Source organism: Litchfieldella xinjiangensis, assembly GCF_000759345.1.
In the GTDB taxonomy this organism is placed as follows: domain Bacteria; phylum Pseudomonadota; class Gammaproteobacteria; order Pseudomonadales; family Halomonadaceae; genus Litchfieldella_A; species Litchfieldella_A xinjiangensis.
In genome coordinates, this window is record NZ_JPZL01000001.1 from 320,457 (window position 1) to 344,567 (window position 24,111).

Sequence of the window (24,111 nt, forward strand, 5' to 3'; positions counted from 1 at the left end):
AATGAAGACCCGCAAGATTCTGCATGCCGATTGCGACTGCTTCTTTGCAGCCGTAGAGATGCGTGACAATCCGTCGCTACGCGATGTCCCCATGGCTATCGGTGGCAGCGTGGAACGGCGCGGGGTCATTTCCACCTGCAACTATCCCGCCCGTGCCTTCGGCGTGCACTCGGCCATGCCCACCGCGCGCGCCTTGCGCTTGTGTCCCCACCTCATACTGCTTCCAGGGAACTTCGACCTTTACCGCTCGGTTTCGCAACAGATACAGGCGATCTTCCATGAGCTGACATCGCTGGTTGAGCCGTTATCCCTCGATGAGGCCTTTCTCGATGTCACCGAGGTCGACCGTTTTCGGGGAAGCGCCACCTGGATGGCACGCTGGCTGAAAGAAGAATCCCTGCGTCGAACCGGCATCACGCTGTCGGTGGGCGCTGCACCGGCCAAGTACCTGGCCAAGATCGCCAGCGATTGGGAGAAGCCGGACGGCTTGTTCGTCATCGCCCCCCACCAGGTCGATACCTTCGTCAGACAGCTACCCGTCAAGCGCCTGCACGGGGTCGGCCCCGCCAACGCCGCAAAGCTCGATGAAATGGGAATCGTCACCTGCGAGGACTTGCGCGAGTGCAGCCTCGATACCTTGATCGCCCGATTCGGCAAGTTCGGCTATCGCCTGCATGAACTGTCCCGCGGAATCGATCATCGCGAGATCAAGATCGAGCGCGAGCGTAAATCCATCAGCGCCGAGACGACCTATCAGCACGACCTGCCTGACCTCGAACATTGCCAGTCGGCCCTCCCTGCCCTGCTCCAACGCCTCGAGGAGCGCATGCAGCGACACGGACACCCCGCTATCGACAAGCTGTTCGTCAAGGTTCGCTTCGAGGATTTCAGCTTGACCACATTGGAGACGAGTGGTCAGCGCATTGAAGCCGGCACCTTTGCCAACCTCTTGAGCCAGGCCTGGCAACGCGCCAGTCGTCCAGTACGCTTGCTGGGCGTCGGCGTACGCCTCACACCGGCCGACCGACAACGCCAATTGGCGCTTCCGCTGTGATCACATTGTAGCGCTGCCCCACGTCGTCACTTCGTATCGATATAGCGATGACTATTGAACGTGGCGACCCAATGCGGGTGGTAGACCACCAGCAGGCTCAATAGCATGCCGGTAATGAAAGCCTCGGAGGGCATCAGCAGCGGCAGGAACAAGGCATATTCCTGGGTGACGTACCAGACCTGAAGGTCGCTAGCCCCCACCCAGGCCAGCCCGACCATGGTCAGCCCGCCAGCCAGCGTGGACAGTGCCGACCCCAGAAAACCGCAGACGAAGATGAAGATCGGCACATTGTCCGGTAAGTACCGATCGACCAATCGCCAGACGATCACCATGACCAGCGCCGGAACGACACCGCTCATCAGCACATTGACCCCCAGCAGGGGCCACTCGGTGCGGCCCACGGCCAGCATCGCAATATTGACTAGAACGTTCACCAACAGCGCCAACGGCGCCTTGAAGATCAGGGTCAACAGCGCGGTGAACATGAGGTGCAGGCTCAGCCAATCGACGGCCTGGGCACGCAGTTGCCAGAACAGTGCCACGCATAGCGTAGCGGCCATCAGGCGATGCTGCAGGCCCGAATCGCCCAGGAGGGCCTGCCACGGACGCAACCGCAAGACCAAGCCCAGCATGGCCAGGCTGACCAGGCCGCAGGCAACCAGGACCCATGGGGCCAGTACGACTTGGGTAAAGGTCATGTCACCTCAAGCAAAGACGACGGTCTTGTTACCGTGGATCAATACCCGATCTTCCAAGTGCCAGCGAAGGCCACGCGCCAGCACTGCTTTTTCCACATCCCGGCCGAACCGCACCAGATCCTCCGCCGTATGACAGTGACTGACACGATGAATGTCCTGCTCGATGATCGGGCCGGCATCGAGCTCGGAAGTCACATAATGACAGGTCGCCCCGATCAACTTCACCCCACGCTCATAGGCCTGATGGTAGGGCTTGGCCCCGGCAAAGGACGGCAGGAAACTATGATGAATGTTGATGACGCGCCCGGCATACCGCTCGCATAACGCTGGCGGCAGGATTTGCATGTAGCGCGCCAGTACCACGGTATCCGCTTCCGCGGCTTCCACCAGACGCTCGACATCGGCGAAGGCGCTGGCCTTGTCGTTGGGGTTCACCGGCACGTGATGGTAGGCGATGCCGTGCCACTCCACCAGGGAGCGCATATCTTCATGGTTGGAAATGACGCAAGGTATGTCGCAGTCGAGCTCACCCGCGGTCCACCGATAGAGTAGATCGACCAGGCAGTGGGAGGCCTTCGAGACCATCAGCACGACCCGCTTGCGGCGTCGCGTATCGGTCAAGGCCCACTGCATGGAGAATTCCTCCGCGATGGGCTCGAAAGCGCGCCGGAATGCCTCGGTACCCAGGGCAAAGGAATCCACACGAATCTCGTAACGCATGAAGAATCGCCCGGTCACCAGATCCGAATGCTGGCTTGCTTCGGTGATCGAGCCTCCTTGGCTTGCGATAAATCCCGAAACACGCGCCACGATCCCGAGCTGATCGGGGCAGGAGACGACTAGACGATAGCTGTGAGACATCGATTGACTGCCGTTGGGTGATTTGCGGGGCGCATAGTGTAGCCAATTCGAGGGCAAAAGTTCATGCGCGTTGTGAGGTCGGCCTTCGATCCCTTATCGTAGGGGAAAGTCGATCAACGAGCCCACGTTCCCCTATGCCACAGCCACGAGTCCAGATTCGCCCCAGACGACGCCCACCGCTTCATTTTCTGCCGTTGGGCGGGTGTGGTGAAATCGGAATGAATCTGGGGTTGTACGGATATGACGGACACTGGATCGCCATCGATTGCGGCATGATGATTCGCCAGGATCTTCCCGGAAGTCCCCTGCAGGTCCCTAATACCGCTACCCTCGATAGCCTGGAGATCACGCCTCAGGCGCTCTTCCTCACCCATGGTCACGAGGACCATATCGGGGCGGTCGCCTGGGTATGGCCCCGTTGGGGCTGCCCGATTTACGCGACCCCCCTGGCGGCCGGTCTGCTGCGGGCCAAATTCATCGACCGCGGCCTGGCCACGGACGCCATTGAAGTCGTCGAGCCAGGTGAAGCGCTCGAGAGCGGGCCCTTTACCCTGCGCTATCTTCCGGTGACCCACTCGATCCCCGAAAGCTGCGCCCTGTTGATCGCCACGCCGGATTACCGGGTGCTGCATACGGGTGACTGGAAACTCGATCCCAAGCCATTGATCGGTGACCCCATCGATCCAGCCACTTTCCGTGCTCTGGCTCCCGTCGATCTGGTAGTCGGTGACTCGACCAATGCCCCGGTCGCGGGCCACTCCCGCAGCGAAAGTGAGGTCGCCTCAGCCCTCGCTGAGCAGCTTCCCCAATGTGCGGGACGGGTCATCGTGACGTGCTTCGCCAGCAACCTGGATCGCGTCCTGGCAATCGGTCGCTCCGCGGCCCGCTGCGGTCGGCGTGTCAGTCTGATGGGCCGATCCATGGAACGCATGGTGGGCATTGCGCGAGGATTGGGCTATCTCGACGATTTCCCTCCCTTGGTGCCGGTTAACGATCTAGGCTACCTCCCCCCTGAGGAAGTGCTGGTGATTGCCACCGGCAGCCAGGGAGAGCCCCGCGCCGCCCTGACCCGCCTGGCACACGGTAGCCACCCGAATTTCGAGCTCGTTTCGGGGGACAGCGTGATTTTCTCCGCCAAGGCCATTCCAGGCAATGAGCGCCTCATCGAACGATTACAGCGGGCGCTGACACGTAAAGGCGTGGCGGTCTATGACGAACAAAGCCATCCTGAGTTGCACGCCTCGGGACATCCCGCCCAGGAAGAGCTGAAACAGTTCTATCAATGGGTCGAGCCTCGCTATCTTCTACCAGTGCATGGGGAACAATTACACCAGCAGAGCCATTGTGAACTCGCCCAGGCACAAGGTATCCAGGCCCCGCTGACACCCACCGACGGCGACATGATTCGTTTCGATCAGGATGGCCTGACGTGCGAGGCCAAGCATCCGCAACGGCCGTGTATCGTAGATCAGAATGCAGTGGTTCCGCTGCCTGGGCTAGCCGATACGACGCAGCGGCGGCAACAACGGTACGGGAGTTTGTTTCTTGCTCTGCCAGTTGCTCCGATGGAACAAGGCTGGGCTCGTATCGGTCGCTTGCTGATTGATACCAGTGCCTCGAGCACGCTCGATGAGGATGCCTTCGCGGATTGGCTGGATGAACGGCTGACGACGATTAACGCTGACAGCCTGATGGAACTACGGCGGGAACTCCACAGCCCCTTGATGCAATATCTCAGCGAGCGTCTTCGCCACATGCCTGAAGTGCATCTACAAGTGGTGGGTGCCGAAGCCCCGTAAAATGCAAAAGGAGGAACAGAAAAAGCGGACTGATGTCCGCTTTTACCTGCCAGGGTGAGACCCGTTGTTCGAGAACGAGGGGTCAGGCTTTAGGCGCGTTCTTGGGTGGCCGGCCACGGCGCCGCTTCGGCTGCTCTGACACCAGATCATCGAGTGATAATCCGGCATCATTGATGGCTTCGCGAATTTCAGCCAGTTTTCGCTCCTTCTGCGCTTCCTCTTCCTGGCGCTGCTTGTCTTCATCCTGCTTTTGCTCGATCACTTCGCCGATGACTTCCGCCAGCTTATGCAATTGTTCCATGCTCAGCTGACGCGCGGCGGCACGTGCAACGTTCTTGTTACGGGCGATGCGTTCCAAGGTTTCGGAAGACATTTGCCTCCTCCGTACTTAGGGTCGAATGACGACTTCCATGGCTTTATGCTAAAAAGTATATGCTTGGTTACCCGCTTGGCAAGAAGTTCAGGATATAAACTTTCAATTGTCTCGGGGAATCCCCCGGTTGTTAAGTTCAATAAAAACGGAGCGGTAACTAACGAGAAATGGGGTCGGATGGCTCATCGAGACAACACATACCTATAAAAATACCCCGAATAACTCGGGGTATTTGCAGTAGTCGCCAACAAAAACTCGATCACCCCCCCGTCATGTTCATGAAGCGCACGACTTGTACATCGCCGTCAGTCGTGAAGTGATGGCGTTCCGGCTTCAACGGCATGGCGTCGACAATGGCCGATTTCAGTGCCTCGATGTCGCCCGGGTACCGACGAAGTACGGCACGCAGGTCAACCGAGTGCTCATTACCCAGGCAAAGCAACAAGCGGCCTTCAACCGTTACGCGCACACGGTTGCAGGTATCGCAGAAATTATGACTGTGAGGAGAGATAAAGCCGACACGTGTATCGCTATCGTGCATGCGGTAATAGCGAGAAGGCCCGAGTGTCGACTCTGCAGTTGGCAGCAAGGCGTGCCTGTGCTCGATAAGCGCCTTGACCTCGTCGCTGGAGCAGTAGGTCTCGGCCCGATCGTGATCCGAGACATCGCCCAACGGCATCTCTTCGATGAAGCTGATATCCAGACCTTCATGACGTGAAAACTCGACCAGATCGAGCACTTCGTCATCATTACGGTTTTTCAGGATCACCGCATTCAATTTGATTCGTTCGAATCCTGCCTCGCGTGCCGCGTGAATGCCTTCGATGACCTTGCTCAGGTTCCCTGTCCGGGTCAGGCGACGGAACTTGTCCGCATCCAGCGAATCGAGACTGATGTTAAGGCGTCGCAGTCCCCCTGCGTGCAGGGCTTTGGCATATTTACCGAGTCCTGCCCCATTGGTGGTCATTGCGAAATCCTTCAGCCCTGGCAAGGCCCCGACCTCCTCGACCAATGAGTCGATGCCCCGCCGGACCAGAGGCTCTCCCCCCGTCAGACGAATCTTCTCTACGCCAAGCTCGGTAAACGCCCTGGCCACGAGCCCGAGCTCTTCGAGAGTCAATACCTGGGCACGCGGAAGGAAAGTCATGTCCTCGCTCATGCAATAGACACAACGAAAATCGCAGCGATCAGTGACTGAAATACGCACGTAACGTACCCGGCGATCAAAACTGTCGATCAAGGCGGTCATGATTCCCCCCAACGCCTGGCATCTCGCTGATCGCTGGCTCGCTCGGCCACCCAATGATGACCGGAAGCGGTATGCTCCTTTTTCCAGAAAGGGGCACGCGTCTTGAGATAGTCCATAATGAAATCGCATGCCTCGAAGGCGGCCCGCCGATGAGCGCTGGCGACAAGGACCAAGACGATAGGGTCGCCAGGTGCCAGGTATCCGACGCGGTGAATCACCCTTACCCCCTGCAGAGGCCAGCGCGACTCGGCTTCCTCGACGATAGCATTCAAGGCGGACTCCGTCATTCCGGGATAGTGCTCCAGGGTCATCCCCAGGATATCGGGCTTTTCATTGAAATCACGCACCAGCCCCGTGAAGCTGACGATCGCACCGATATCCTGTCGCCCTTGCAGCAGCTTGGTCTGTTCGAAACCCGGATCGAACGCGGCGTGCTGAACGTCGATCATGCTAGCCTCCGGTCACCGGCGGAAAGAAGGCGACCTCGTCGTCGGCCGTCAATGGCGTACCGTCGCTACCCATCACTTGGTTGACCGCACACAGCACGCGAGAATCGTCGAGTTGAAAAAATCGCTCATCACGCTCTCGAAGAATGGCCTTGAGTCCGGCGACGGTTTGCTCCTTCAATGACTCGAAAGGGACATCGAGTTCATTGATCCCCAACCGTTCACGCAGTTCCGCCAAGCATTTTACATGCACGCAAGGCGTGTCCTGACGTAGCCCCACCGTCACCTCGCCACTACGATACTCTCCGGTCACGATGGGACTGTCTCGCTCGGGTTCTCGATAATAGTCCCCCGATTTACCGCCCGTCTTGGCCTCGAGCTTGATCTCGCCAATGATCATATCCTTGTCCACGGCCTTGCACATGTCATAGAGGGTAAGGCAGGCCACCGATACGGCAGTCAGCGCTTCCATCTCCACACCGGTACGGCCACTCAAGCGGCACGTTGCCGTGGCCTCGACGCGGGATTCAGTCTCGTTGATTTCAAAATCGATCGATACCTTGGACAGCGCGAGCATATGGCACAGCGGAATCAACTCGTGGGTTCGCTTGGCTGCCTGTATCCCCGCGATACGTGCGGTGGCCAGTACATCCCCTTTGGGGAGACCGCCTGCGGATAGCAATGCCAGCGTCGCGGGCTGCATGGTGATGTAGCCGCTGGCACGGGCTTCGCGACGCGTTTCCGCCTTGTCCGCGACATCGACCATATGGGCTTCGCCGCGTGTATTGAGATGGGTCAGACTCATGTCAGTTCACCAAAAGGTTGTATGGTAACCACCTCGCCGAGATCGACCCCTTCACGGTCGGCGGTGATCACGATCAAACAGTTTGCCGCCACCATGGACGACAGGATTCCCGATCCCTGGCGACCGGTACTGCGCACGTGAAGCTGGCCTGACTCATCACAATGATAGACGCCACGCAGGAAATCCACGCGACCGCGGCGGCTTGCCAAGGGCTCGTCGGCAATCGCACTCAGCCGGGGATTCGACCAGCCGCACTCGCCTTGCATGTGCCTCAACATGGGCTGCACGAACTGCAGAAATGTCACCATGACCGCGACCGGATTGCCCGGCAGGCCGAAGAAAGGAATGCCGCGTTTTCCCAGCTGTCCGAAGGCCAGCGGTCTTCCCGGGCGAATGGCGATGCGCCAGAATCCCAGGTCACCGGCTTCCGTGAGTACGTGACGAACCCAGTCCGCCTGACCGACGGAGACGCCGCCACTGGTGATCAATAAATCGGCGGTTTCGGCCGCTCTCGTTACCCCTTCCCGGATCCGTTGAGGATCGTCGGGCAGTATTCCGAGATCATCGATGTCACAACCGAGCCGTTCCAGCAGCCCACGTATCGAAAAACGATTGGCGTCGTAGATACCCGCCCCAGGGAGGGCCTCACCAGGGGCCGCGACTTCGTCGCCAGTGGAAAATAGCGCTACCCGTGGGCGGCGATGCACTCGAACCGCTGCCACGCCGAGCGATGCCAGTAGCCCTTGATGCTGAGGACGAAGCCGTGTTCCACGCGAAAGCGCCAGTTGCCCGCGGGCGACATCCTCCCCGGCGTGTCTAACGTTTTGTCCCTGGCGCACCGTATCGGGTTGTTGGATCCCCACCCAAGTGCCTTCATCCTCGGCAACGAACTCAAGTTGCTCGCTCATGATTACCGTATCAGTTCCCGGGGGCAATGGCGCACCGGTGGTTATCGCCACTGCGGTGCCACGGGGCACCGACTCGGAGTACCCGTGCCCCGCCAAGGACTCTCCGACGAGTGGCCATCGCTCGGGGCCGGCATCCTCGCGCGTCGGCCATGCAAGCGCAATCCCGTCCATCGCGGCATTGGTATTCTGCGGCACGTCCAGGGTGGAGCGGACGTCCTCGGCCAGGATGCGTCCCTGCGATGCTTCGAGGGGACAGGCTTCGTCGCCCAGCGCAGCAGGCGTGAACTGATCGAGTGCCGCCAATGCTTCTTCGAGGGAAAGCATGCGCTCGCCAAGATCGAAACAGGAGAGGCTCATGGTCGGCTTGCTCCGTCACGGGGTAAGGTCATGTGTGACCAGCGTCGCGGCCAATCGGCAATCCAGTCGGCGATGGCATCGATATCGTCGAGGTCGAGCCTATCGACGCCAACCGGTAGCGTCAGGGTCTCGTCGCCCGGCAAGGCGACAGCGCGTATCCAATCATCTTCCATGACGCGTAGTGGCTTGCCTACCGCCTTGCGGTAGAGTTCCAGCTTAGGTAATGGCCAAGCCTTGAAGCCTTCCACCAGCACCAGGTCGGGTGTTAAAGGACGAACCTGATCGACGAGCATGGCGAGGTCGGCCTCTTCCTGGTCGGGCGTCTCCATCATCAAAGCCAAGCGTGCCCTGGAGGCGATAAGGATCGGCGTCGCGCCCGCCTCACGCAGGCGGTGGCTATCCTTGCCGGGTTGGTCGACATCGAAACTGTGGTGGGCATGCTTGATCACGGCGACCTTCAGGCCCCGGCTGCGCAATCTCGGCAATAGCGCTTCCAGTAACGTCGTCTTGCCTGTGCCACTCCACGCCGCGATACCGAGCAATGGCAAAGTCTCGCCGTCGAGGTCAAGCGTAAAAGGGGTTGTCATTGCGTCCATTGCCGTTCCAGTCGTGCCTTGTCCTGCTCGGTATTCAGATTGGCGAAGCCCATCGGACAATCGCTGAAGTCCACCTCGCATAGCGCGTGTCTGGCGTACCAACGATCGATCTTGCGCTCGCCTTCCGCCAGCGCCGCGCCCAGGTCATCGACCAGGCTCCGACGAATCAGGGCCACCACGGGGTGGGCTCGCTCACCATCGTGGGCCATGGCGATGTCGTGATTCCCCAGGCCAGCAGCGAGCCTGGGTACCAGATCATCGGGTAAAACCGGGCTATCACAAGGTACCACGACCACCCAAGGCGTTCGGGCCAAGGTCAAGCCTGTCCAGATACCCATCAAGGGTCCTTGGTAGCCACCTTCAATGTCGGCCACGACGCGCGCGCCACGACCAGAATACTCGTCGTGGCTACGATTGGCATTGATCAGGATCTCGTTTACGTAAGGTCGTAGCCGATGCAAGGCATGCTCGATCAACGGCACATCGGCGAACATTTCCAACCCCTTGTCCCGGCCGCCCATCCGTCGCCCCTGCCCTCCCGCCAGGACCAGGCCGGTCATTTGCTCTGCCTGCATAGCTCTCCACATCGCACGGTTCGAGAAACGGTCTTCACCAAAGTGGTTCAAGCGGTCAAACAATCTTCTCAAGCCTAACGTATCGAGAACCTGCCTCACACCGCCAAGCACCTGAAACGAGGCGAAAGTTACGACACATTAGCGTTCGCTCGGGTTATGCTCACGCACATCAGGCGGCATGACATCGTTAGCGCCCCGCCTTCTTTCTCAGTTGGCGGCGGGGCGCTGCATCACCGCTAGCCGAGCGATAAGCTCACTCGCCTTCCTTGGCTGGGGGGAGCAGCCAGTTAAGTGCAATCCCCACCAGGGCTGCCAGGCTCACGCCCTGGAGAACGAACTGACCGCCGCCGATCTGCATGCCGCCAATGCCGAACACCAGTATCAACGAAACCACCACCAGGTTGCGTGGCGCCGTCAGCGAGTGCCCGGCACGCACCAGTGTATTCATGCCCACCACCGCGATCGAACCGAACAGCAACGTCATGATTCCCCCCATGACCGGACCGGGAATGGTCTGCAGCAAGGCTCCGAGTTTGGCGACAAAAGCCAGCACGACGGCAAAGATGGCGGCAATGACCATGATCATCGGATTGAACGCGCGGGTCAGCGTCACGGCCCCGGTGACTTCCGAATACGTCGTATTGGGCGGGCCCCCGAAAAGCGCGGCGACCATGGTTGCCAGACCATCGCCCAGCAAGGTGCGATGGAGCCCAGGCGACTGCAGATAGTTCTTACGGGTTACCGAGCCGATGGCGACCATATCGCCGATATGCTCCACGGCGGGGGCAATGGCTACAGGGATCATGAACAGGATCGCCGCCCAATGAAAACTCGGGGCAACGAAATTGGGCAGCTCCACCCACCCGGCTTCCGTAATGGGCGTGAAGTCGACCACGCCCATCAACAGCGCCAAGAGATAGCCGGTGACGATACCACCCATAATGGGGACCAGCCTGAGAACCCCCCGGCCGAAAACCGCCAACACCAATGTGACCAGCAGGCTCGACATCGATAACACGATGGCTTGGCCATAACCGATGTTCTCGCTGGTTTCCCCGGTAGCCATGCTGACAGCCACGGGGGCCAGCGCGAGGCCGATCACCATGATCACCGGCCCCACCACGACAGCCGGCAATAGACGGTTCAGCCAGCCCGTGCCTTTCAGGCGCACTACTTGCGACATGATGACGTAGACGAGCCCCGCCGCCATCAGCCCGCCGAGCGTCGCCGAAACCCCGAAGTTGGCGACCGAGCCCTGAATCGGCGCGATGAAGGCGAAGGACGAAGCCAAAAAGACCGGCACACTCTGCCGGGTGATGGCGTGGAATACCAGTGTGCCGGCCCCCGCCGTGAACAGGGCCACGCTGGGATCGAGGCCCGTAAGTAGCGGAACCAGCACCAACGCGCCAAACGCCACGAAGAGCATCTGCGCCCCGGTCAGTATGGTTCTCGGCCAGGAGGTAATCGACCCGCTAGGCACCGATGCGGACGAGTCTGTCATTGCTTTATTCTCCGTTATGGTTGCATTGCCTGCGCAAAAAAAAGCCCCTGCCGTCAAAGACGAAAGGGGCGGTTGTCATGAAGATTGTATCATCGGGTGCCGAAAATCTTGTCGCCGGCATCACCCAGGCCGGGCACGATGTAGCCGTTCTCGTCGAGGCGCTCATCGATGGCCGCGGTATAGATCTCCACCTCGGGATAGGCCTCCTGCACGCGCTTGATCCCTTCCGGCGCCGCAACCAGCACGATCACCTTCATCAAGGGGCAGCCACGCGCCTTCAGCATATCCAGGGTTGCTACCATCGACCCTCCCGTCGCCAGCATCGGATCGATGACGATGGCCAGGCGCTCGTCGAGGTCATTGGTAAATTTCTCGAAATACGGCACCGGCTCGAGGGTTTCCTCGTTGCGGTAGAGCCCAACGACACTGATGCGCGCGCTGGGAATTAGGTCGGTGACCCCATCGAGCATGCCCAGGCCGGCACGCAGTATGGGGACGATGGTGACTTTCTTGCCCTTGAGAAGCTCGACGGGAACCGGCTTGCCACTCCACCCCTCTATCGTGGTGGCCTGCACTTCGAGATCCTGCGTGGCTTCGTAGGTCAGCAGCTTGGCCACTTCTCCCGCCAACTCGCGAAAGCTCTTGGTGCTGATATCAGCGGCTCGCATCAACCCCAGCTTGTGCTTGACCAGGGGATGGTTGATGGCGTGGACGCTCATGGCGATGGCCCTCGATTCGGTGGAGGTTAAGTGCCACCGGCACCGGGATCACCGGAGCGGGCGGGCATAAATTGCGCGCTATTCTAGCTTGATCGTGCGTTCAAGTTAAGGCCGCTCCGGACCTGGCTCGGCGGGCAGTTGCCAATCCACCGGCGCCCTTCCCTGCGAGACCAGAAATTCATTGGCCCGCGAAAAGTGGTGATTGCCAAAAAAACCACGATGAGCGGAAAGGGGTGACGGATGCGGTGACTCGAGGACTAGATGACGATCGGTATCGACCAATGCCTTCTTCTGGCGGGCATGGCTACCCCAGAGCAGGAACACGCTGGGCTCTGCATGCGCATTGACGACCTCGATGGCCCGGTCGGTGAAACGCTCCCACCCCTTGCCGCGATGCGAACCTGCGTTGCCCTGTTCGACGGTCAGCGAGGTATTGAGCAGCAGCACCCCCTGGCGCGCCCAGGGTTCGAGAAAGCCGTGCGATACCGGTGCAACACCCAGATCCTGGGCGAGCTCCTTGTAGACGTTCTGCAACGAGGGGGGCGCGGGGATGCCCGGGCGCACCGAGAAGCACAGGCCGTGAGCCTGGCGAGGACCGTGATAAGGATCCTGCCCCAGGATCACCACCCTGACCTGCTCGACGGGGGTGAGTTCGAAGGCACGGAACCAGTCCGACGAGTGCGGGTAGACGATCTTGTGCGCCGCCTTTTCCTGCGCCAGGAACTGACGCAACTCCTGCATGTAGGGCGCCTCGAACTCGGCGCCCAGATAACGGTTCCAACTCGTGGGTAGCGGCGATGCCATTGCCCTCGCTCCTCAGGGTGTCTGGCTGCGGACCTGATCGACCAGGGGTTCGACATAGGCAATGCCCATGTCCCAGGGAAACTGGATCCAGCAGTCCTGGGCGACCTCCGTCAGGCATTGATCGACGAGAGGGCGGCCTTCCGGCTTGGCATAGATCGTGACGAAGTGTGCCTTGGGCAGCATCTCGCGGACGGCGCGAGCTGTCTTGCCGGTATCCACCAGGTCGTCGACCATCAGCCAACCGTCGCCATCGTGGTCGACTCCTTTCATTACGTCGAGGCCGCCCTGCTCCTTGTGCTCGTAACTCTTGATGCACACGGTATCGATCAGCCGCACATTGAGCTCGCGAGCGATCAGCGCGGCGGGTATCAACCCACCCCGGGTGATGGCGACGATACCCTTGAAGTCGCGTTCCACCAATTGGTGGCACAGGGCACGGACGTCACGGTGAAGCTGGTCCCATGACACGGTGAAGTGCTGCTGATAGCGATTGGCGCTCATGTCGTGATTACCGATAGGCCTGGAGGAAGACGAGGATCACTCGTCTTCGGTAAAGGTACACACCGCAAAGACGCTATGGCCAGCGTCGCGGAGCTTCTGCGAGCCACCCAGATCGGGCAGGTCGATGATGGTGGCCGTTTCCACTACATGTCCCCCGCTGCGGGTGATCAGCTTGGCGGCTGCCAGCATGGTACCGCCGGTGGCGATCAGGTCATCCATGACCAGGATGCGATCGCCCTCGCGAAACGCATCCGAGTGCAACTCGACCTCGGCCTGGCCATACTCCAGCGTGTACGTTTCGCTGATGGTCCTGAACGGCAACTTGCCCTTCTTTCGCACCGGCACGAAGCTGCAGCCGAGTTCGTAGGCCAATGGCGCCCCGATGATGAAGCCACGCGCATCGATGGCGGCGATGGCGTTGAGTTCCATCTCCTGATAACGATGCACGAAACTGTCGATCAGCTTGCGGAAGGCGGCACTGTTCTGCAGAAGCGGCGTGATGTCACGGAAATTGACCCCCGGCTGCGGCCAGTCGGGGACGGTACGAATGACGGACTTGATATAGTCGCCGTATATGCTCATCGGAATCTCAATCCAGGAACAGGTATTTCAGTAGAAACAGAATGGCCAGGACTACCACTGCCGGGTTGAGATCGCTAAAGCGGCCGGACAGCGCCTTGATCGCAACGTAGCTGATGAAGCCTAGCGCAATCCCTTCGGCAATGGAGAACGTCAGCGGCATGGCCAATGCAGCGATCAGAACCGGGGCGGCGTCAGTGACGTCGTCCCAATTGGCATGCGCCAGGCTGCCCGCCATGAGCACGGCAACATAGAGCAGCGCCCCGGCGGTGGCGTAAGCGGGAATCGAGCCGGCCAACGGGGCGAAGAACAGGCTCACCAGGAATAGGATGGCGACGACCACGGCGGTCAGACCGGTGCGCCCCCCGGCGGCGATACCCGAGGCGCTCTCGATATAGCTGGTGGTTGTCGAGGTACCCAATACGGCACCGGTCATGGAGGCCGTGCTGTCGGCCATCAGGGCATTCTTCAGACGCGGCAGCTTGCCTTGCTTGTCGAGAAGTCCACCACGCTGCGCCACACCGATCAGGGTGCCCGAGGTATCGAACAGGTCGACGAACAGGAAGGCGAAGATCACGCTGATCATTGCGACATCCAGCGCACCGACGACATCCATGGCAAGGAAGGTGGGAGCGATCGATGGCGGCATGGAAACGATGCCGCCATATTCGTTATGTCCAAGGATCATGGCCACGATGGAAACGCCCAGGATGCCGATCATTACCGCGCCGGTCACCCGCAGGTGCGAAAGCGCAGCGATGGCGAAGAAGCCTACCAGAGCGTAAATGGCCGATGGCTGTGCAATGGTGCCAAGCGACACCAGGGTGGCGGGGTTGTCCACTACAATGCCGGCATTCTGCAGGGCAATCATGGCCAGAAACAGGCCGATACCGGCAGCGATGCCCAAGCGCAGAGAATGTGGGATCGAGTTGATGATCCACTCCCGCACCTTGAAGATACTCAGCAGGAAAAAGGTCACGCCGGACAGGAAGACCGCACCCAAGGCCGCTTCCCAGGTGTAACCCATCCCCATGACGACCCCGTAAGTAAAGAACGCGTTGAGCCCCATGCCAGGCGCCAATGCGATGGGGTAGTTAGCCCATAACCCCATGATCAAGCAACCCAGCGCGGCAGCAAGACAGGTCGCGACGAATACCGCGCCATAATCCATCCCGGTCTCGGAGAGAATGCTGGGGTTGACGAAGATGATGTAGGCCATGGTCAGGAAGGTGGTGATCCCGGCAATGACCTCGGTACGAACATTGGTATTGTGTTCGGCGAGCTTGAAATGGTTCTCGAGGAAGCGTCTCAACATCGGTTTCAGTCCTGCGCGTGGACGTAACGTCCTGGGGTGCGAGAAAGGCCGCACATGGTACCCAATGCCATCCCGTGACGCGAGATGAACTTGGCTGCCTGGCAACCTGATCGGTTGTTATGTCTTATCTTGCGAGTGCTCACTGGATAAGCCCCAAGGTATAAGCAAGCACTGCGCCAGACCATGGTTTATCGCCAACGAAAAGTTGACGAAACGGTCAAGTGCCGCCCGCTATGTCAACCGGTCGGCCAGGACACGCTCCACCGTTTCGACTATGGCCTGGGTTTGCGGGTCAATCTCGATATTGACCTCATCACCGGGCCGGCGCTCCGACAGATTGGTGCGCGCCAGCGTTTCGGGAATCAGGTTGACCGAAAAACGGGGCGGGACGCCTGCGGTGCGGTGAACCTCACCAATGGTCAGGCTGATACCATCCACACCGATGTATCCTTTATCGAAGAGAAAGCGGCCATAATCGGCAGGCACTTCGAACTGCAATCGACAGTTGTTGGGCGACTCTTCGCGGTTGACCAGCGTTGCCATGCACATTACATGGCCCGACATGGCATGGCCGCCGATTTCATCTCCAAAGCGGGCAGCGCGCTCCACATTGACGCAATCACCGACCTGAAGTGCACCAAGATTGGTCACGCGAAGCGTCTCACGCATCAAGTCGAAACTTACTCGCTCCCCTTCGATCGCGGTCACGGTGAGGCAGACCCCATTGTGCGCCACCGAGGCGCCGAGCGTCAGCCCTTCCCCCAATGCTCCGGGCATGGCAACGACATGCGTACGGAATTGCTCCTTTTCGATGATGGATACCACGGGCACCATGCCCTGAACGATGCCTGTAAACATGAGTGTCTCCTTGCGGCGCGTAGGCGCTCGAACAGGCGGCCAGTCTAGGCAAGGTGCCCTGGGCCGTCCATCCGGTCTGCTTGGCTATAGGTGTTTTTATCGTATGACGCCGCAGGCGTAAAAAGATAATCCTTTAATAGGACGAAACTACCGCAACATGTGCGGCCACGTTGACACGCCCATCGGCGATGCCTACTATTTGCGCTCATTATCGAGGCGCCGATTTGTACCCGGATTGCGGGCGCCCTCGCCGCCCTGGCGTCATGCCTGGGCGGCGGGAAGTGCAGCTAAAAGGGTGTGTCCAGCGTTGATGGCCACCCGCCAGGGTGGCCTTTTTTTCGTTCCAGCCACCGCTCGCCACGCCCGCCCCGGTGTCAACCGCCAAGCCGACGCGACAGGATCATGATCAGACTCAGCAACGTTTCGAAGACTTATGGCAGCGGCCCAAGCGCCGTTAGTGCTCTGAAGAATGTGGACTTGCATGTTCCCCACGGCAGCATTCATGGCGTCATCGGCCTGTCAGGTGCAGGAAAGTCGACCCTGATTCGGTGTGTCAACATGCTCGAACGGCCAAGCGCTGGGCGAGTCGAGGTCGATGGCCAGGATCTCACCGCGCTCCCCAACGACAGACTCAATCAGGCGCGGCACCGTATCGGCATGATCTTCCAGCACTTCAACCTGCTTGCCTCGCGCACCGTGTATCGCAATGTGGCATTGCCACTGGAACTGATGCATATGAAAAGCGCCGCGATCCGAGAGCGTGTCGAGCCCTTGCTCGAGCTGGTTGGTCTCACCGACAAGGCTGACCAGTACCCGGCTCAATTGTCTGGCGGCCAGAAGCAACGTGTCGCTATCGCCCGGGCCTTGGCGAGTCGACCCAAGGTATTACTGTGCGACGAGGCGACCTCAGCACTCGACCCACAGACCACCCGCTCGATCCTGGAACTGCTGCAGGACATCAACCGCAAGCTGGGGCTGACGATTCTGCTGATTACTCACGAAATGGAAGTGGTCAAATCGATATGCCATCGCGTGGGGCTGATATCCGACGGCGAGTTGGTCGAAGAAGCCGACGTGGGCGATTTCTTTACTGCGCCCGCCACACGCCTGGGTCGTGAATTCCTCAATGCCTTCCTGCAACTCGAACCCCCCAAGGGGCTGATCGATCGCCTGGAAGAGACGCCCGGCCCGCGTACCCATCCGGTGGTACGTCTGGCATTCCGTGGCGATGCCGTATCGACGCCACTGATATCGAGACTGGCCCGTGAAAGCGGTGTCGACGTAAGCATTCTCCAGGCCAAGGTCGAATCCATACAGGATCGCACTCTGGGCCTGATGATTGCCGAACTGATCGGAACCGCCGACAAGACCGACGAAGCGCTCGCCTATCTCGAACGTCACGACTTGCATGTGGAGGTGCTCGGCCATGTCCAGCGCGATGCTTAATCTGATTATCAAGGCAACGCTCGATACGCTCTACATGGTGGGCGTATCGGGGCTCATCGCCGCCCTGTTGGGCGTGCCGCTCGGCGTTCTTCTTTATGTCACACGGCCGGGGCAGGTGCTGGCCCAGCCCGTGGTCAGCCGAATCCTCGGTATTGTCACCAACATCGGTCGTTCGGTGCCCTTCATCATTCTGATGGTGGCCATCATTCCCTTCACGCGGATGATCGCCGGCACCTCGATCGGCATCAATGCCGCTGTGGTTCCGCTCACCATCGCCGCCATCCCGTTCGTCGCCCGGCTGGTCGAGGGCGCCCTCAATGAGGTGCCACCCGGTCTGGTCGAAGCGGCCCAGTCGATGGGGGCCACGCCCTACCAGATCATAATCAAGGTCCTGCTGCCCGAAGCCCGAGGCGGCATCATTACCGGTCTTACCATCACCGTGGTTACCTTGGTCAGCTACTCGGCCATGGCAGGCGCCGTTGGCGGCGGGGGGCTTGGCGATCTGGGCATTCGCTACGGGTACAACCGCTTCGACCCCATGATCATGTTGATCACGGTGGCGATCTTGGTGGTCATGGTTCAGGGCTTCCAGACCCTGGGTGATCATCTGGTACGCAAGGCCGACCACAAGTAGCATCACTCATACCAAGCGACATCCGAACCGACCGCTTCCCCCGGAAGCACAGAGGAGAAATACCACGATGACACGCAAGCTGGCCCAATGGATACGTCCCTCGCACCTGCTTGGCGCCGCCACCCTGTTAGGCGCCCTGACGTTGGCGGGCTGTGGTAGCGAAGAGAGCGAAACACGCTCGATCAAGATCGGTACCGTTGCCGGTCCCGAGACCGAAGTGATGGAAGTCGCCGCTCGCATTGCCAAGGAAGAGCACGACCTCGAGGTGGAGATCGTCGAATTCACCGACTACGTCTCACCCAACGCCGCCCTTGCCGATGGCAGCCTTGATGCCAATGCCTATCAGCATGAGCCGTACATGCGCAGTATGGTCGAAGATAGAGGGTATGATTTCGCGGTGGCGGGACGCACTTTCGTGTATCCGATCGGCGCCTATTCCGAGCGCTACGATAGCATCGAGGACCTGCCGGACGGTGCGACCATAGCTCTGCCCAACGATCCGTCCAACGAAGCCCGCGCGCTGATCCTGATGCACAACGAAGGCCTGATCGAGCTCGAGGATCCCAGCAATCTCGAAGCGACGCCGATCGATATCGCAGAGAACCCTCACGATTTCGATTTCCGCGAAATCGAAGCTGCACAGCTGCCGCGTGTACTGCCCGATGTCGACATGGCTTTCATCAACAACACCTTCGCCCAGCCGGCCGGCCTGAGCCTGGACGACGCCCTGATTCGCGAAGGGCCGGAGTCTCCCTACGTCAACCTGATCGTCGTCCGCGGCGGAGACGAGGAGCGTGAGGAAATCCAGCAGCTGGTCGATTCCTACCAGCGTGACGAAGTCGCCGCCAAGGCTGAAGAATTGTTCAAGGGCGCTGCAGTACCTGGCTGGGAAGAATGATCGGCCAGCCATGACGCACCCTGACGGGCCGGCCTTGGCCGGCCCGTTTTCTTTTTACTCCGCCTCTTTCTGAAGGAAGAGCTACCATGACCGATTATTCTCTGCTGTCCCGGCAGCTCGAGGCCCTGCTCGATACACGCGACTGGCTGACCAACACGGCACAAACCTGCGCGTTCATCCAGCAAGAGATCCCCAATCTCAATTGGGCGGGCTTCTATCTGCAGCGCCTCCCCGAACAATTGGTACTAGGGCCCTTTCAAGGCAAGCCGGCGTGCAACCCGATCCCCTTCAACAAGGGTGTTTGCGGGGCAGCTGCGCGAACGCGTCAGACCCAACGAATCGAAGACGTGCACGCCGTGGCCGACCACATCGCTTGCGATGCCGCTTCGCGCTCGGAGTTGGTGGTACCCATCGTGGTGGACGGGCGGCTCTGGGGCGTGCTCGACCTCGACAGCCCCATTCCTGGCCGCTTCAGTGTGGACGACCAGGCCGGCATCGAAGCCTTGGTCGAGGTATTCAAGGCTTGCAGCGACCTTGTCGCGTGAGGCAGGCCGCTATCGCCCCTCACTAGGCACCAGCCAAAAACGGAGCCGAAACGAAAACACCCTGCAGCGTCGCTGCAGGGTGTTTGTATATCTGGTAGGACCAAGCGGATTTGAACCGCTGACCTCCACGATGTCAACGTGGCGCTCTAACCAACTGAGCTATGGTCCTAGAGTGACTGTTGCCTTCGAAGTATACCAAACTGGTAGGACCAAGCGGATTTGAACCGCTGACCTCCACGATGTCAACGTGGCGCTCTAACCAACTGAGCTATGGTCCTAAACGATACTCAAAGCAGTTATGCTTGCCTCGGCAACGGATGCGTATTCTACTGATTTCGCCTTGGAATGCAAGCTTTGAGCATCGCCATTAATGCTTTGAATTCAGCACTTCACCCGCTCGACGGCATCCAACCATCCACGGTAGAGACGCTCTCGCTCATCTGCCTTCATGCGTGGCTCGAAGGTGCGTTCGCAGCGCCACAATTGACTGATCTCGTCCAGATCGCGATACCACCCCAGACGCAAGCCAGCCAAATAAGCCGCACCTAGCGCCGTGGTCTCGAGCACGTTGGGGCGATCGACCGGCACGCCCAGCATATCTGCCAGGAACTGCATCAGCCAGTTATTGATCACCATGCCGCCATCGACACGCAAGGTCGCCGTAGCGGCAGCCATGTCGTCGCTCATGCAAACCTGCAGATCCCGTGTTTGATAACAAACGGCCTGCAAGCCTGCCGCCACGATTTCGGCTATCCCGGTATCGCGAGTCAGGCCAAAGATGGCGCCACGTGCTTGTGGGTCCCAGTGCGGCGCTCCCAACCCCGTGAAGGCCGGTACCATATAGACACTATGACCGCTACGGGTCTGCTGGGCCAAGGCTTCAGTCTCCGAGGCCTCGCTAAACAACTTCAGTCCATCGCGCAGCCACTGCACCGTGGCACCTGCCACGAAGATACTGCCCTCCATGGCATAGGTTGGCTTGCCATTGAGCCGATAGGCCACCGTGGTCAACAAGCGGTTGCGCGAGACTGCTGCCTTGTCGCCGGTATTGAGGATCATGAAACAACCGGTGCCATACGTGCTCTTGCCCATGCCCGGTTCGAAACAGGCCTGGCCGAACAAGGCCGCCTGTTGATCTCCGGCGATGCCGGCAATGGGAATGGCCTCGCCGAGCAGGGAAGGCTCTGTGATGCCGAAATCGTCACTGGAGTCCTTGACCTCCGGAAGCAATGTGTCGGGAATATCGAAGAGTTCAAGCAGAGCCGGATCCCACTGCTGCGAGTGGATGTTGAACAAGGCCGTGCGTGAGGCGTTGGTGGCATCGGTGGCGTGGACCTTACCGTCAGTCAAACGCCACAGGAGGAAACTATCCACCGTGCCGAAAGCAAGCTCACCACGTTCAGCGCGCTCGCGAGCACCTTCGACATTCTCCAATAACCAGACCAGCTTGGTGGCAGAAAAGTAGGGATCGATCAGCAACCCCGTACGCTCTTGAACCAGGGCTCCATGCCCCGCATCCCGCAGTTGCTGACACAATTCGGCGGTGCGGCGATCCTGCCAGACGATCGCTGGATACAGCGGCTCCCCCGTGCTGCGGTCCCAGATCAGCGTCGTCTCTCGCTGATTGGTGATGCCAATGCCGACCACCTCGGACGCCTCGATGCCCGCACGTTCAATAACGTCTCGGCACGTGGCCAGCACCGTGTCCCAGATATCCTCGGGCGCGTGCTCGATCCATCCATCATGAGGAAAATGCTGGGTAAACTCTCTCTGGGCAATATCGACCACATTGGCCTCGCGATCGAAGAGGACGGCTCGGGAACTGGTCGTTCCTTGATCGATGGCAAGTAGGTATGAGGCCATGACGGTTCCTTGGTGTCTTATTAGTGATTTATGATATGTTCGTTTTTCGACAAGATCGTGTTCGCGGATGTTCGAAAGCGATAACCGAAGAGTAAACTAGCCGGGGAATGCGCTCAAACCACAACCCGTCACGCTATCTACAACATTGGTCGGAGGTAGCGTGAGCATCAGGCCGCAGAACGGGAAAAAATGCCGTAGAATCAGCTCAGGCATTGGGAGGCTCCATGACGCAACAAGAACGTCAAGACGCGATCGTCGAACTGGTCAAGCGACAGGGTTATGCTGCAATCGAGCAGCTGACGTTGCATTTTTCGGTGACACCGCAGACCATTCGACGCGATCTCAACGCCCTGGCCGAAGAAGGGCTGATACGGCGAGTGCATGGCGGCGCCGGGCTTGAATCCAGTACAGTCAACACTGCTTACAGTACGCGCAAGACGCTCAATCTCGATGCCAAGCAGCGGATTGGCAACCTGATCGCCCAACACATCCCCCATCATGCTTCCCTGTTCATCAATATCGGCACCAGTAACGAAGTCATCGCCGAGGCCTTGCAAAACCATCGCGGCCTGGAAGTGATAACCAATAACCTCAACGTGGCTGCCACCCTTCAACACAAAGAAGATTTCAACGTGATCATTGCCGGTGGCCAGGTGCGATCGCGGGATGGGGGCATCATTGGCGAGGCCACCATCGACTTCATCAATCAGTTCAAGGTCGATTTCGGCATCATCGGCATCAGCGGTATCGACGAAGATGGCTCGCTGCTCGAATTCGACTATCAAGAGGCCCGCGTCGCACAAGCCATCATCCGCAATTCCCGCCAAGTCTACCTGGCTGCCGATCATTCCAAATTTCACCGCAATCCGGTCGTCAGACAGGGCAACATTACGCAACTCGATGCGCTGTTCACCGACCGCCGCCCTCCTGACACGATCTGCCAGCTCCTGGATACCAACGACGTCGCGCTTCACCTGGCCTGATCTTGCCTGTCTGCTCATCCCGACGCCTCATCATGCCGCTCCGGGTATAGCGCGCTTTAATACGCCGTCGATGAATTGATCGCTTTGGCATTCATTCATCACTTGGGGGTAAACGGACCGTGGCGGTCGCTTGATGTTCGAAAATAATTAGTCTATTTTCGCTTTCAAACATCGCGTTGCGATAGGCGCAGCGAAATCGACTACACGGGAGGGCCGCATGCCCGCAGTCAGCACACCCGAGATCTTCGATCTCTACGTCATCGGTGGCGGCATCAACGGAACCGGTATTGCCAACGATGCGGTGGGCCGAGGCCTGACGGTGGGTCTCTGCGAGCAGGCAGACTTGGCAAGCGCCACTTCATCGGCAAGCAGCAAATTGATCCATGGCGGGCTGCGCTACCTTGAGCACAAGGAGTTTCGCCTGGTCCGCGAAGCCCTGCGGGAACGGGAGGTCTTGCTACGCAAGGCACCGCATATCGTCTGGCCGATGCGCTTCATATTGCCTCATCGTCCCCACCTGCGCCCTGCATGGATGCTGCGTATCGGGCTTTTCATGTACGACCACCTGGGCAAGCGGGACAGCCTACCTGGCTCTCGGCAACTGCAGTTCGACGAAAGCTCTCCCCTGCAGGACGAGATCACCCACGGCTTCGAATATTCCGACTGCTGGGTGGATGACGCACGCCTCGTCGTGCTGAATGCGCTCCAGGCCAGGGAACAGGGCGCCGAGATCCTGACCCGTACTCGCTGTGTCGAAGCGCAAGAAGAAGAAGGCCTGTGGCGAATCACGCTGGAAGACAGCGATACTGGACAGCGTTTTCAGCGGCGTTCACGTGTGCTGGTCAATGCCGCGGGCCCCTGGGTCGAAAGCTTCATTCGCGGTCAGGCCAAGCGCGAATCACGCTACGGCATACGCATGATTCAGGGCAGCCACCTGGTGGTGCCCCGGCTCAACACCGACGAGCGCGCCTACATTCTTCAAAACCGTGACGGCCGCATCGTGTTCGTCCTGCCTTATCAGCAGGACTTCAGCCTCATCGGAACCACCGATCGACGCTATACGGGCGACCCCGCCTCGGTGGCCATAAGCAGCGAAGAAATTGATTACCTGCTTGAAGTGGTCAATAGTCATTTCAAACAACAGCTCAGCCCAGATGACGTCGTCTCGACCTATACCGGTGTACGGCCGTTATGCGACGACGAATCGGCGGATCCCTCGGCCATGACGCGAGACTACACCCTCGACCTGGACCGTCAGGGCGCCCCTCTCCTATCGGTCTTCGGGGGCAAGATCACAACGTATCGCAAGCTGGCCGAAGCGGCCCTTTCCGAGATCAATGACATCCTGCCGCATATGGGTGATGCATGGACGGCCTCCAGCCGATTGCCCGGCGGCGACATCGATGACCGTGAAAGCTTCGCTGCTCGGTTGGTGCGAGATTATCCTTTCCTCGGTGAGGAGCGCGCACGTCGTTTTGCCACGAGCTACGGTAGCCTCTGCCTGCGCTTCCTGGAAGGGTGTCGTTCCATCGAAGAGCTGGGCGAATCGTTCGGGAGCGGGCTGACCCGAGCCGAAGTGGACTATCTCACCGATCATGAATGGGCCAGAGAGGTCGATGACGTCCTGTTGCGGCGCACAAAACTCGGCCTTCGCCTCAACTCAGCCGAGCGTCAGCGCCTTGCCGATCATATCGTTCGGCACCGCCAATCGGTAGCAGCCTAGGTCGGCCGGTTTCGTTTCGGA

General features: G+C 59.5%; 25 protein-coding genes and 2 tRNA genes. 8 read left to right on the forward strand and 19 right to left on the reverse strand.

What is annotated here, in order from left to right:
- Nucleotide 1 precedes the first annotated feature (1 nt).
- Nucleotides 2-1,054 (forward strand): DNA polymerase IV, encoded by a 1,053-nt coding sequence (gene dinB / locus JH15_RS01505; protein ID WP_043526324.1) that lies wholly within the window; start codon nucleotides 2-4, stop codon nucleotides 1,052-1,054.
- A gap of 26 nt (nucleotides 1,055-1,080) precedes the next feature.
- Here dinB and JH15_RS01510 read toward each other — a convergent pair whose 3' ends face one another.
- Together JH15_RS01510 and purU are read right to left on the reverse strand one after the other, a co-directional pair.
- Nucleotides 1,081-1,752: an energy-coupling factor ABC transporter permease gene (locus tag JH15_RS01510; protein WP_043526326.1), complete on the reverse strand. Its 672-nt coding sequence runs from the start codon at nucleotides 1,750-1,752 to the stop codon at nucleotides 1,081-1,083.
- Between the two features lie 6 nt (nucleotides 1,753-1,758).
- Nucleotides 1,759-2,613: a formyltetrahydrofolate deformylase gene (gene purU / locus JH15_RS01515; RefSeq protein WP_043526328.1), complete on the reverse strand. Its 855-nt coding sequence runs from the start codon at nucleotides 2,611-2,613 to the stop codon at nucleotides 1,759-1,761.
- A gap of 218 nt (nucleotides 2,614-2,831) precedes the next feature.
- Between purU and JH15_RS01520 the strand changes: the two genes are divergently transcribed.
- Nucleotides 2,832-4,412 carry a ribonuclease J gene (locus tag JH15_RS01520; RefSeq protein WP_043526330.1) on the forward strand — a complete coding sequence of 527 codons (1,581 nt, stop codon included), beginning with the start codon at nucleotides 2,832-2,834 and terminating at the stop codon, nucleotides 4,410-4,412.
- A gap of 82 nt (nucleotides 4,413-4,494) precedes the next feature.
- Here the strand turns inward: JH15_RS01520 and JH15_RS01525 are convergent, their stop codons facing one another.
- The 14 genes from JH15_RS01525 to JH15_RS01590 form a co-directional block, all read right to left on the reverse strand.
- Entirely contained in the window at nucleotides 4,495-4,785 is a 291-nt protein-coding gene (locus JH15_RS01525) for an H-NS family histone-like protein (RefSeq protein WP_043526333.1), read from the reverse strand.
- Between the two features lie 259 nt (nucleotides 4,786-5,044).
- On the reverse strand, nucleotides 5,045-6,037 hold the full coding sequence (gene moaA, locus JH15_RS01530; RefSeq protein WP_156105262.1) for a GTP 3',8-cyclase MoaA: 993 nt from the start codon (nucleotides 6,035-6,037) through the stop codon (nucleotides 5,045-5,047).
- Nucleotides 6,031-6,483: a molybdopterin synthase catalytic subunit MoaE gene (moaE, locus tag JH15_RS01535; RefSeq protein WP_043526337.1), complete on the reverse strand. Its 453-nt coding sequence runs from the start codon at nucleotides 6,481-6,483 to the stop codon at nucleotides 6,031-6,033. Before moaE ends, moaA begins: the two co-directional genes overlap by 7 nt.
- Nucleotide 6,484: 1 nt before the next feature.
- Complete coding sequence (gene moaC, locus JH15_RS01540; RefSeq protein WP_043526339.1) at nucleotides 6,485-7,285, reverse strand: cyclic pyranopterin monophosphate synthase MoaC; 801 nt, start codon at nucleotides 7,283-7,285, stop codon at nucleotides 6,485-6,487.
- A complete protein-coding gene (moeA, locus tag JH15_RS01545) occupies nucleotides 7,282-8,550 on the reverse strand; it encodes a molybdopterin molybdotransferase MoeA (protein WP_043526341.1) in 1,269 nt (422 codons plus the stop codon). The genes moaC and moeA overlap by 4 nt, the downstream gene beginning before the upstream one ends.
- Complete coding sequence (mobB, locus tag JH15_RS01550) at nucleotides 8,547-9,146, reverse strand: molybdopterin-guanine dinucleotide biosynthesis protein B (RefSeq protein WP_422730542.1); 600 nt, start codon at nucleotides 9,144-9,146, stop codon at nucleotides 8,547-8,549. The genes moeA and mobB overlap by 4 nt, the downstream gene beginning before the upstream one ends.
- Nucleotides 9,134-9,721: a molybdenum cofactor guanylyltransferase MobA gene (gene mobA / locus JH15_RS01555; protein WP_043526344.1), complete on the reverse strand. Its 588-nt coding sequence runs from the start codon at nucleotides 9,719-9,721 to the stop codon at nucleotides 9,134-9,136. Before mobA ends, mobB begins: the two co-directional genes overlap by 13 nt.
- A 253-nt stretch (nucleotides 9,722-9,974) precedes the next feature.
- The gene (locus tag JH15_RS01560; RefSeq protein WP_052383845.1) at nucleotides 9,975-11,222 is read right to left on the reverse strand and encodes a uracil-xanthine permease family protein; all 1,248 of its coding nucleotides are present in this window, start codon (nucleotides 11,220-11,222) and stop codon (nucleotides 9,975-9,977) included.
- A gap of 89 nt (nucleotides 11,223-11,311) precedes the next feature.
- Entirely contained in the window at nucleotides 11,312-11,941 is a 630-nt protein-coding gene (gene upp, locus JH15_RS01565) for a uracil phosphoribosyltransferase (protein WP_043526346.1), read from the reverse strand.
- Nucleotides 11,942-12,046: 105 nt separating this feature from the next.
- On the reverse strand, nucleotides 12,047-12,745 hold the full coding sequence (gene ung, locus JH15_RS01570; protein WP_043526348.1) for a uracil-DNA glycosylase: 699 nt from the start codon (nucleotides 12,743-12,745) through the stop codon (nucleotides 12,047-12,049).
- Between the two features lie 12 nt (nucleotides 12,746-12,757).
- Entirely contained in the window at nucleotides 12,758-13,246 is a 489-nt protein-coding gene (gene gpt / locus JH15_RS01575; RefSeq protein WP_043526350.1) for a xanthine phosphoribosyltransferase, read from the reverse strand.
- Between the two features lie 36 nt (nucleotides 13,247-13,282).
- Nucleotides 13,283-13,828, reverse strand: coding sequence for an adenine phosphoribosyltransferase (locus tag JH15_RS01580; protein WP_043526352.1), 546 nt, complete (start codon nucleotides 13,826-13,828; stop codon nucleotides 13,283-13,285).
- Between the two features lie 7 nt (nucleotides 13,829-13,835).
- Nucleotides 13,836-15,140 (reverse strand): NCS2 family permease, encoded by a 1,305-nt coding sequence (locus JH15_RS01585; protein ID WP_043526353.1) that lies wholly within the window; start codon nucleotides 15,138-15,140, stop codon nucleotides 13,836-13,838.
- Nucleotides 15,141-15,371: 231 nt separating this feature from the next.
- Nucleotides 15,372-15,998: a riboflavin synthase gene (locus tag JH15_RS01590; RefSeq protein ID WP_043526356.1), complete on the reverse strand. Its 627-nt coding sequence runs from the start codon at nucleotides 15,996-15,998 to the stop codon at nucleotides 15,372-15,374.
- A gap of 402 nt (nucleotides 15,999-16,400) precedes the next feature.
- Between JH15_RS01590 and JH15_RS01595 the strand changes: the two genes are divergently transcribed.
- The 4 genes from JH15_RS01595 to JH15_RS01610 all read left to right on the forward strand — a co-directional run bounded on the left by JH15_RS01595 (nucleotide 16,401) and on the right by JH15_RS01610 (nucleotide 19,521).
- Nucleotides 16,401-17,444 (forward strand): methionine ABC transporter ATP-binding protein, encoded by a 1,044-nt coding sequence (locus JH15_RS01595; RefSeq protein WP_043526358.1) that lies wholly within the window; start codon nucleotides 16,401-16,403, stop codon nucleotides 17,442-17,444.
- Nucleotides 17,425-18,078 (forward strand): methionine ABC transporter permease, encoded by a 654-nt coding sequence (locus tag JH15_RS01600; protein WP_043526359.1) that lies wholly within the window; start codon nucleotides 17,425-17,427, stop codon nucleotides 18,076-18,078. The genes JH15_RS01595 and JH15_RS01600 overlap by 20 nt, the downstream gene beginning before the upstream one ends.
- A gap of 67 nt (nucleotides 18,079-18,145) precedes the next feature.
- Nucleotides 18,146-18,976, forward strand: a complete 831-nt coding sequence (locus tag JH15_RS01605; RefSeq protein ID WP_081948820.1) for a MetQ/NlpA family ABC transporter substrate-binding protein — start codon at nucleotides 18,146-18,148, stop codon at nucleotides 18,974-18,976.
- Between the two features lie 86 nt (nucleotides 18,977-19,062).
- Nucleotides 19,063-19,521, forward strand: coding sequence for a GAF domain-containing protein (locus JH15_RS01610; protein WP_043526362.1), 459 nt, complete (start codon nucleotides 19,063-19,065; stop codon nucleotides 19,519-19,521).
- Nucleotides 19,522-19,613: 92 nt separating this feature from the next.
- On the opposite strand, the gene JH15_RS01615 is transcribed toward JH15_RS01610, so the two are convergent.
- The 3 genes from JH15_RS01615 to glpK all read right to left on the reverse strand — a co-directional run bounded on the left by JH15_RS01615 (nucleotide 19,614) and on the right by glpK (nucleotide 21,384).
- Nucleotides 19,614-19,690 (reverse strand) — tRNA-Val (locus tag JH15_RS01615).
- A 32-nt stretch (nucleotides 19,691-19,722) separates the two neighbouring features.
- Nucleotides 19,723-19,799, reverse strand: a tRNA-Val gene (locus JH15_RS01620).
- Nucleotides 19,800-19,902: 103 nt separating this feature from the next.
- Nucleotides 19,903-21,384, reverse strand: a complete 1,482-nt coding sequence (gene glpK / locus JH15_RS01625) for a glycerol kinase GlpK (RefSeq protein ID WP_043526364.1) — start codon at nucleotides 21,382-21,384, stop codon at nucleotides 19,903-19,905.
- A 224-nt stretch (nucleotides 21,385-21,608) separates the two neighbouring features.
- Between glpK and JH15_RS01630 the strand changes: the two genes are divergently transcribed.
- Nucleotides 21,609-22,367 carry a DeoR/GlpR family transcriptional regulator gene (locus tag JH15_RS01630; RefSeq protein ID WP_043526366.1) on the forward strand — a complete coding sequence of 253 codons (759 nt, stop codon included), beginning with the start codon at nucleotides 21,609-21,611 and terminating at the stop codon, nucleotides 22,365-22,367.
- A 217-nt stretch (nucleotides 22,368-22,584) separates the two neighbouring features.
- Nucleotides 22,585-24,090 carry a glycerol-3-phosphate dehydrogenase gene (gene glpD / locus JH15_RS01635; RefSeq protein WP_043526367.1) on the forward strand — a complete coding sequence of 502 codons (1,506 nt, stop codon included), beginning with the start codon at nucleotides 22,585-22,587 and terminating at the stop codon, nucleotides 24,088-24,090.
- The last annotated feature ends 21 nt before the right edge of the window (nucleotides 24,091-24,111 follow it).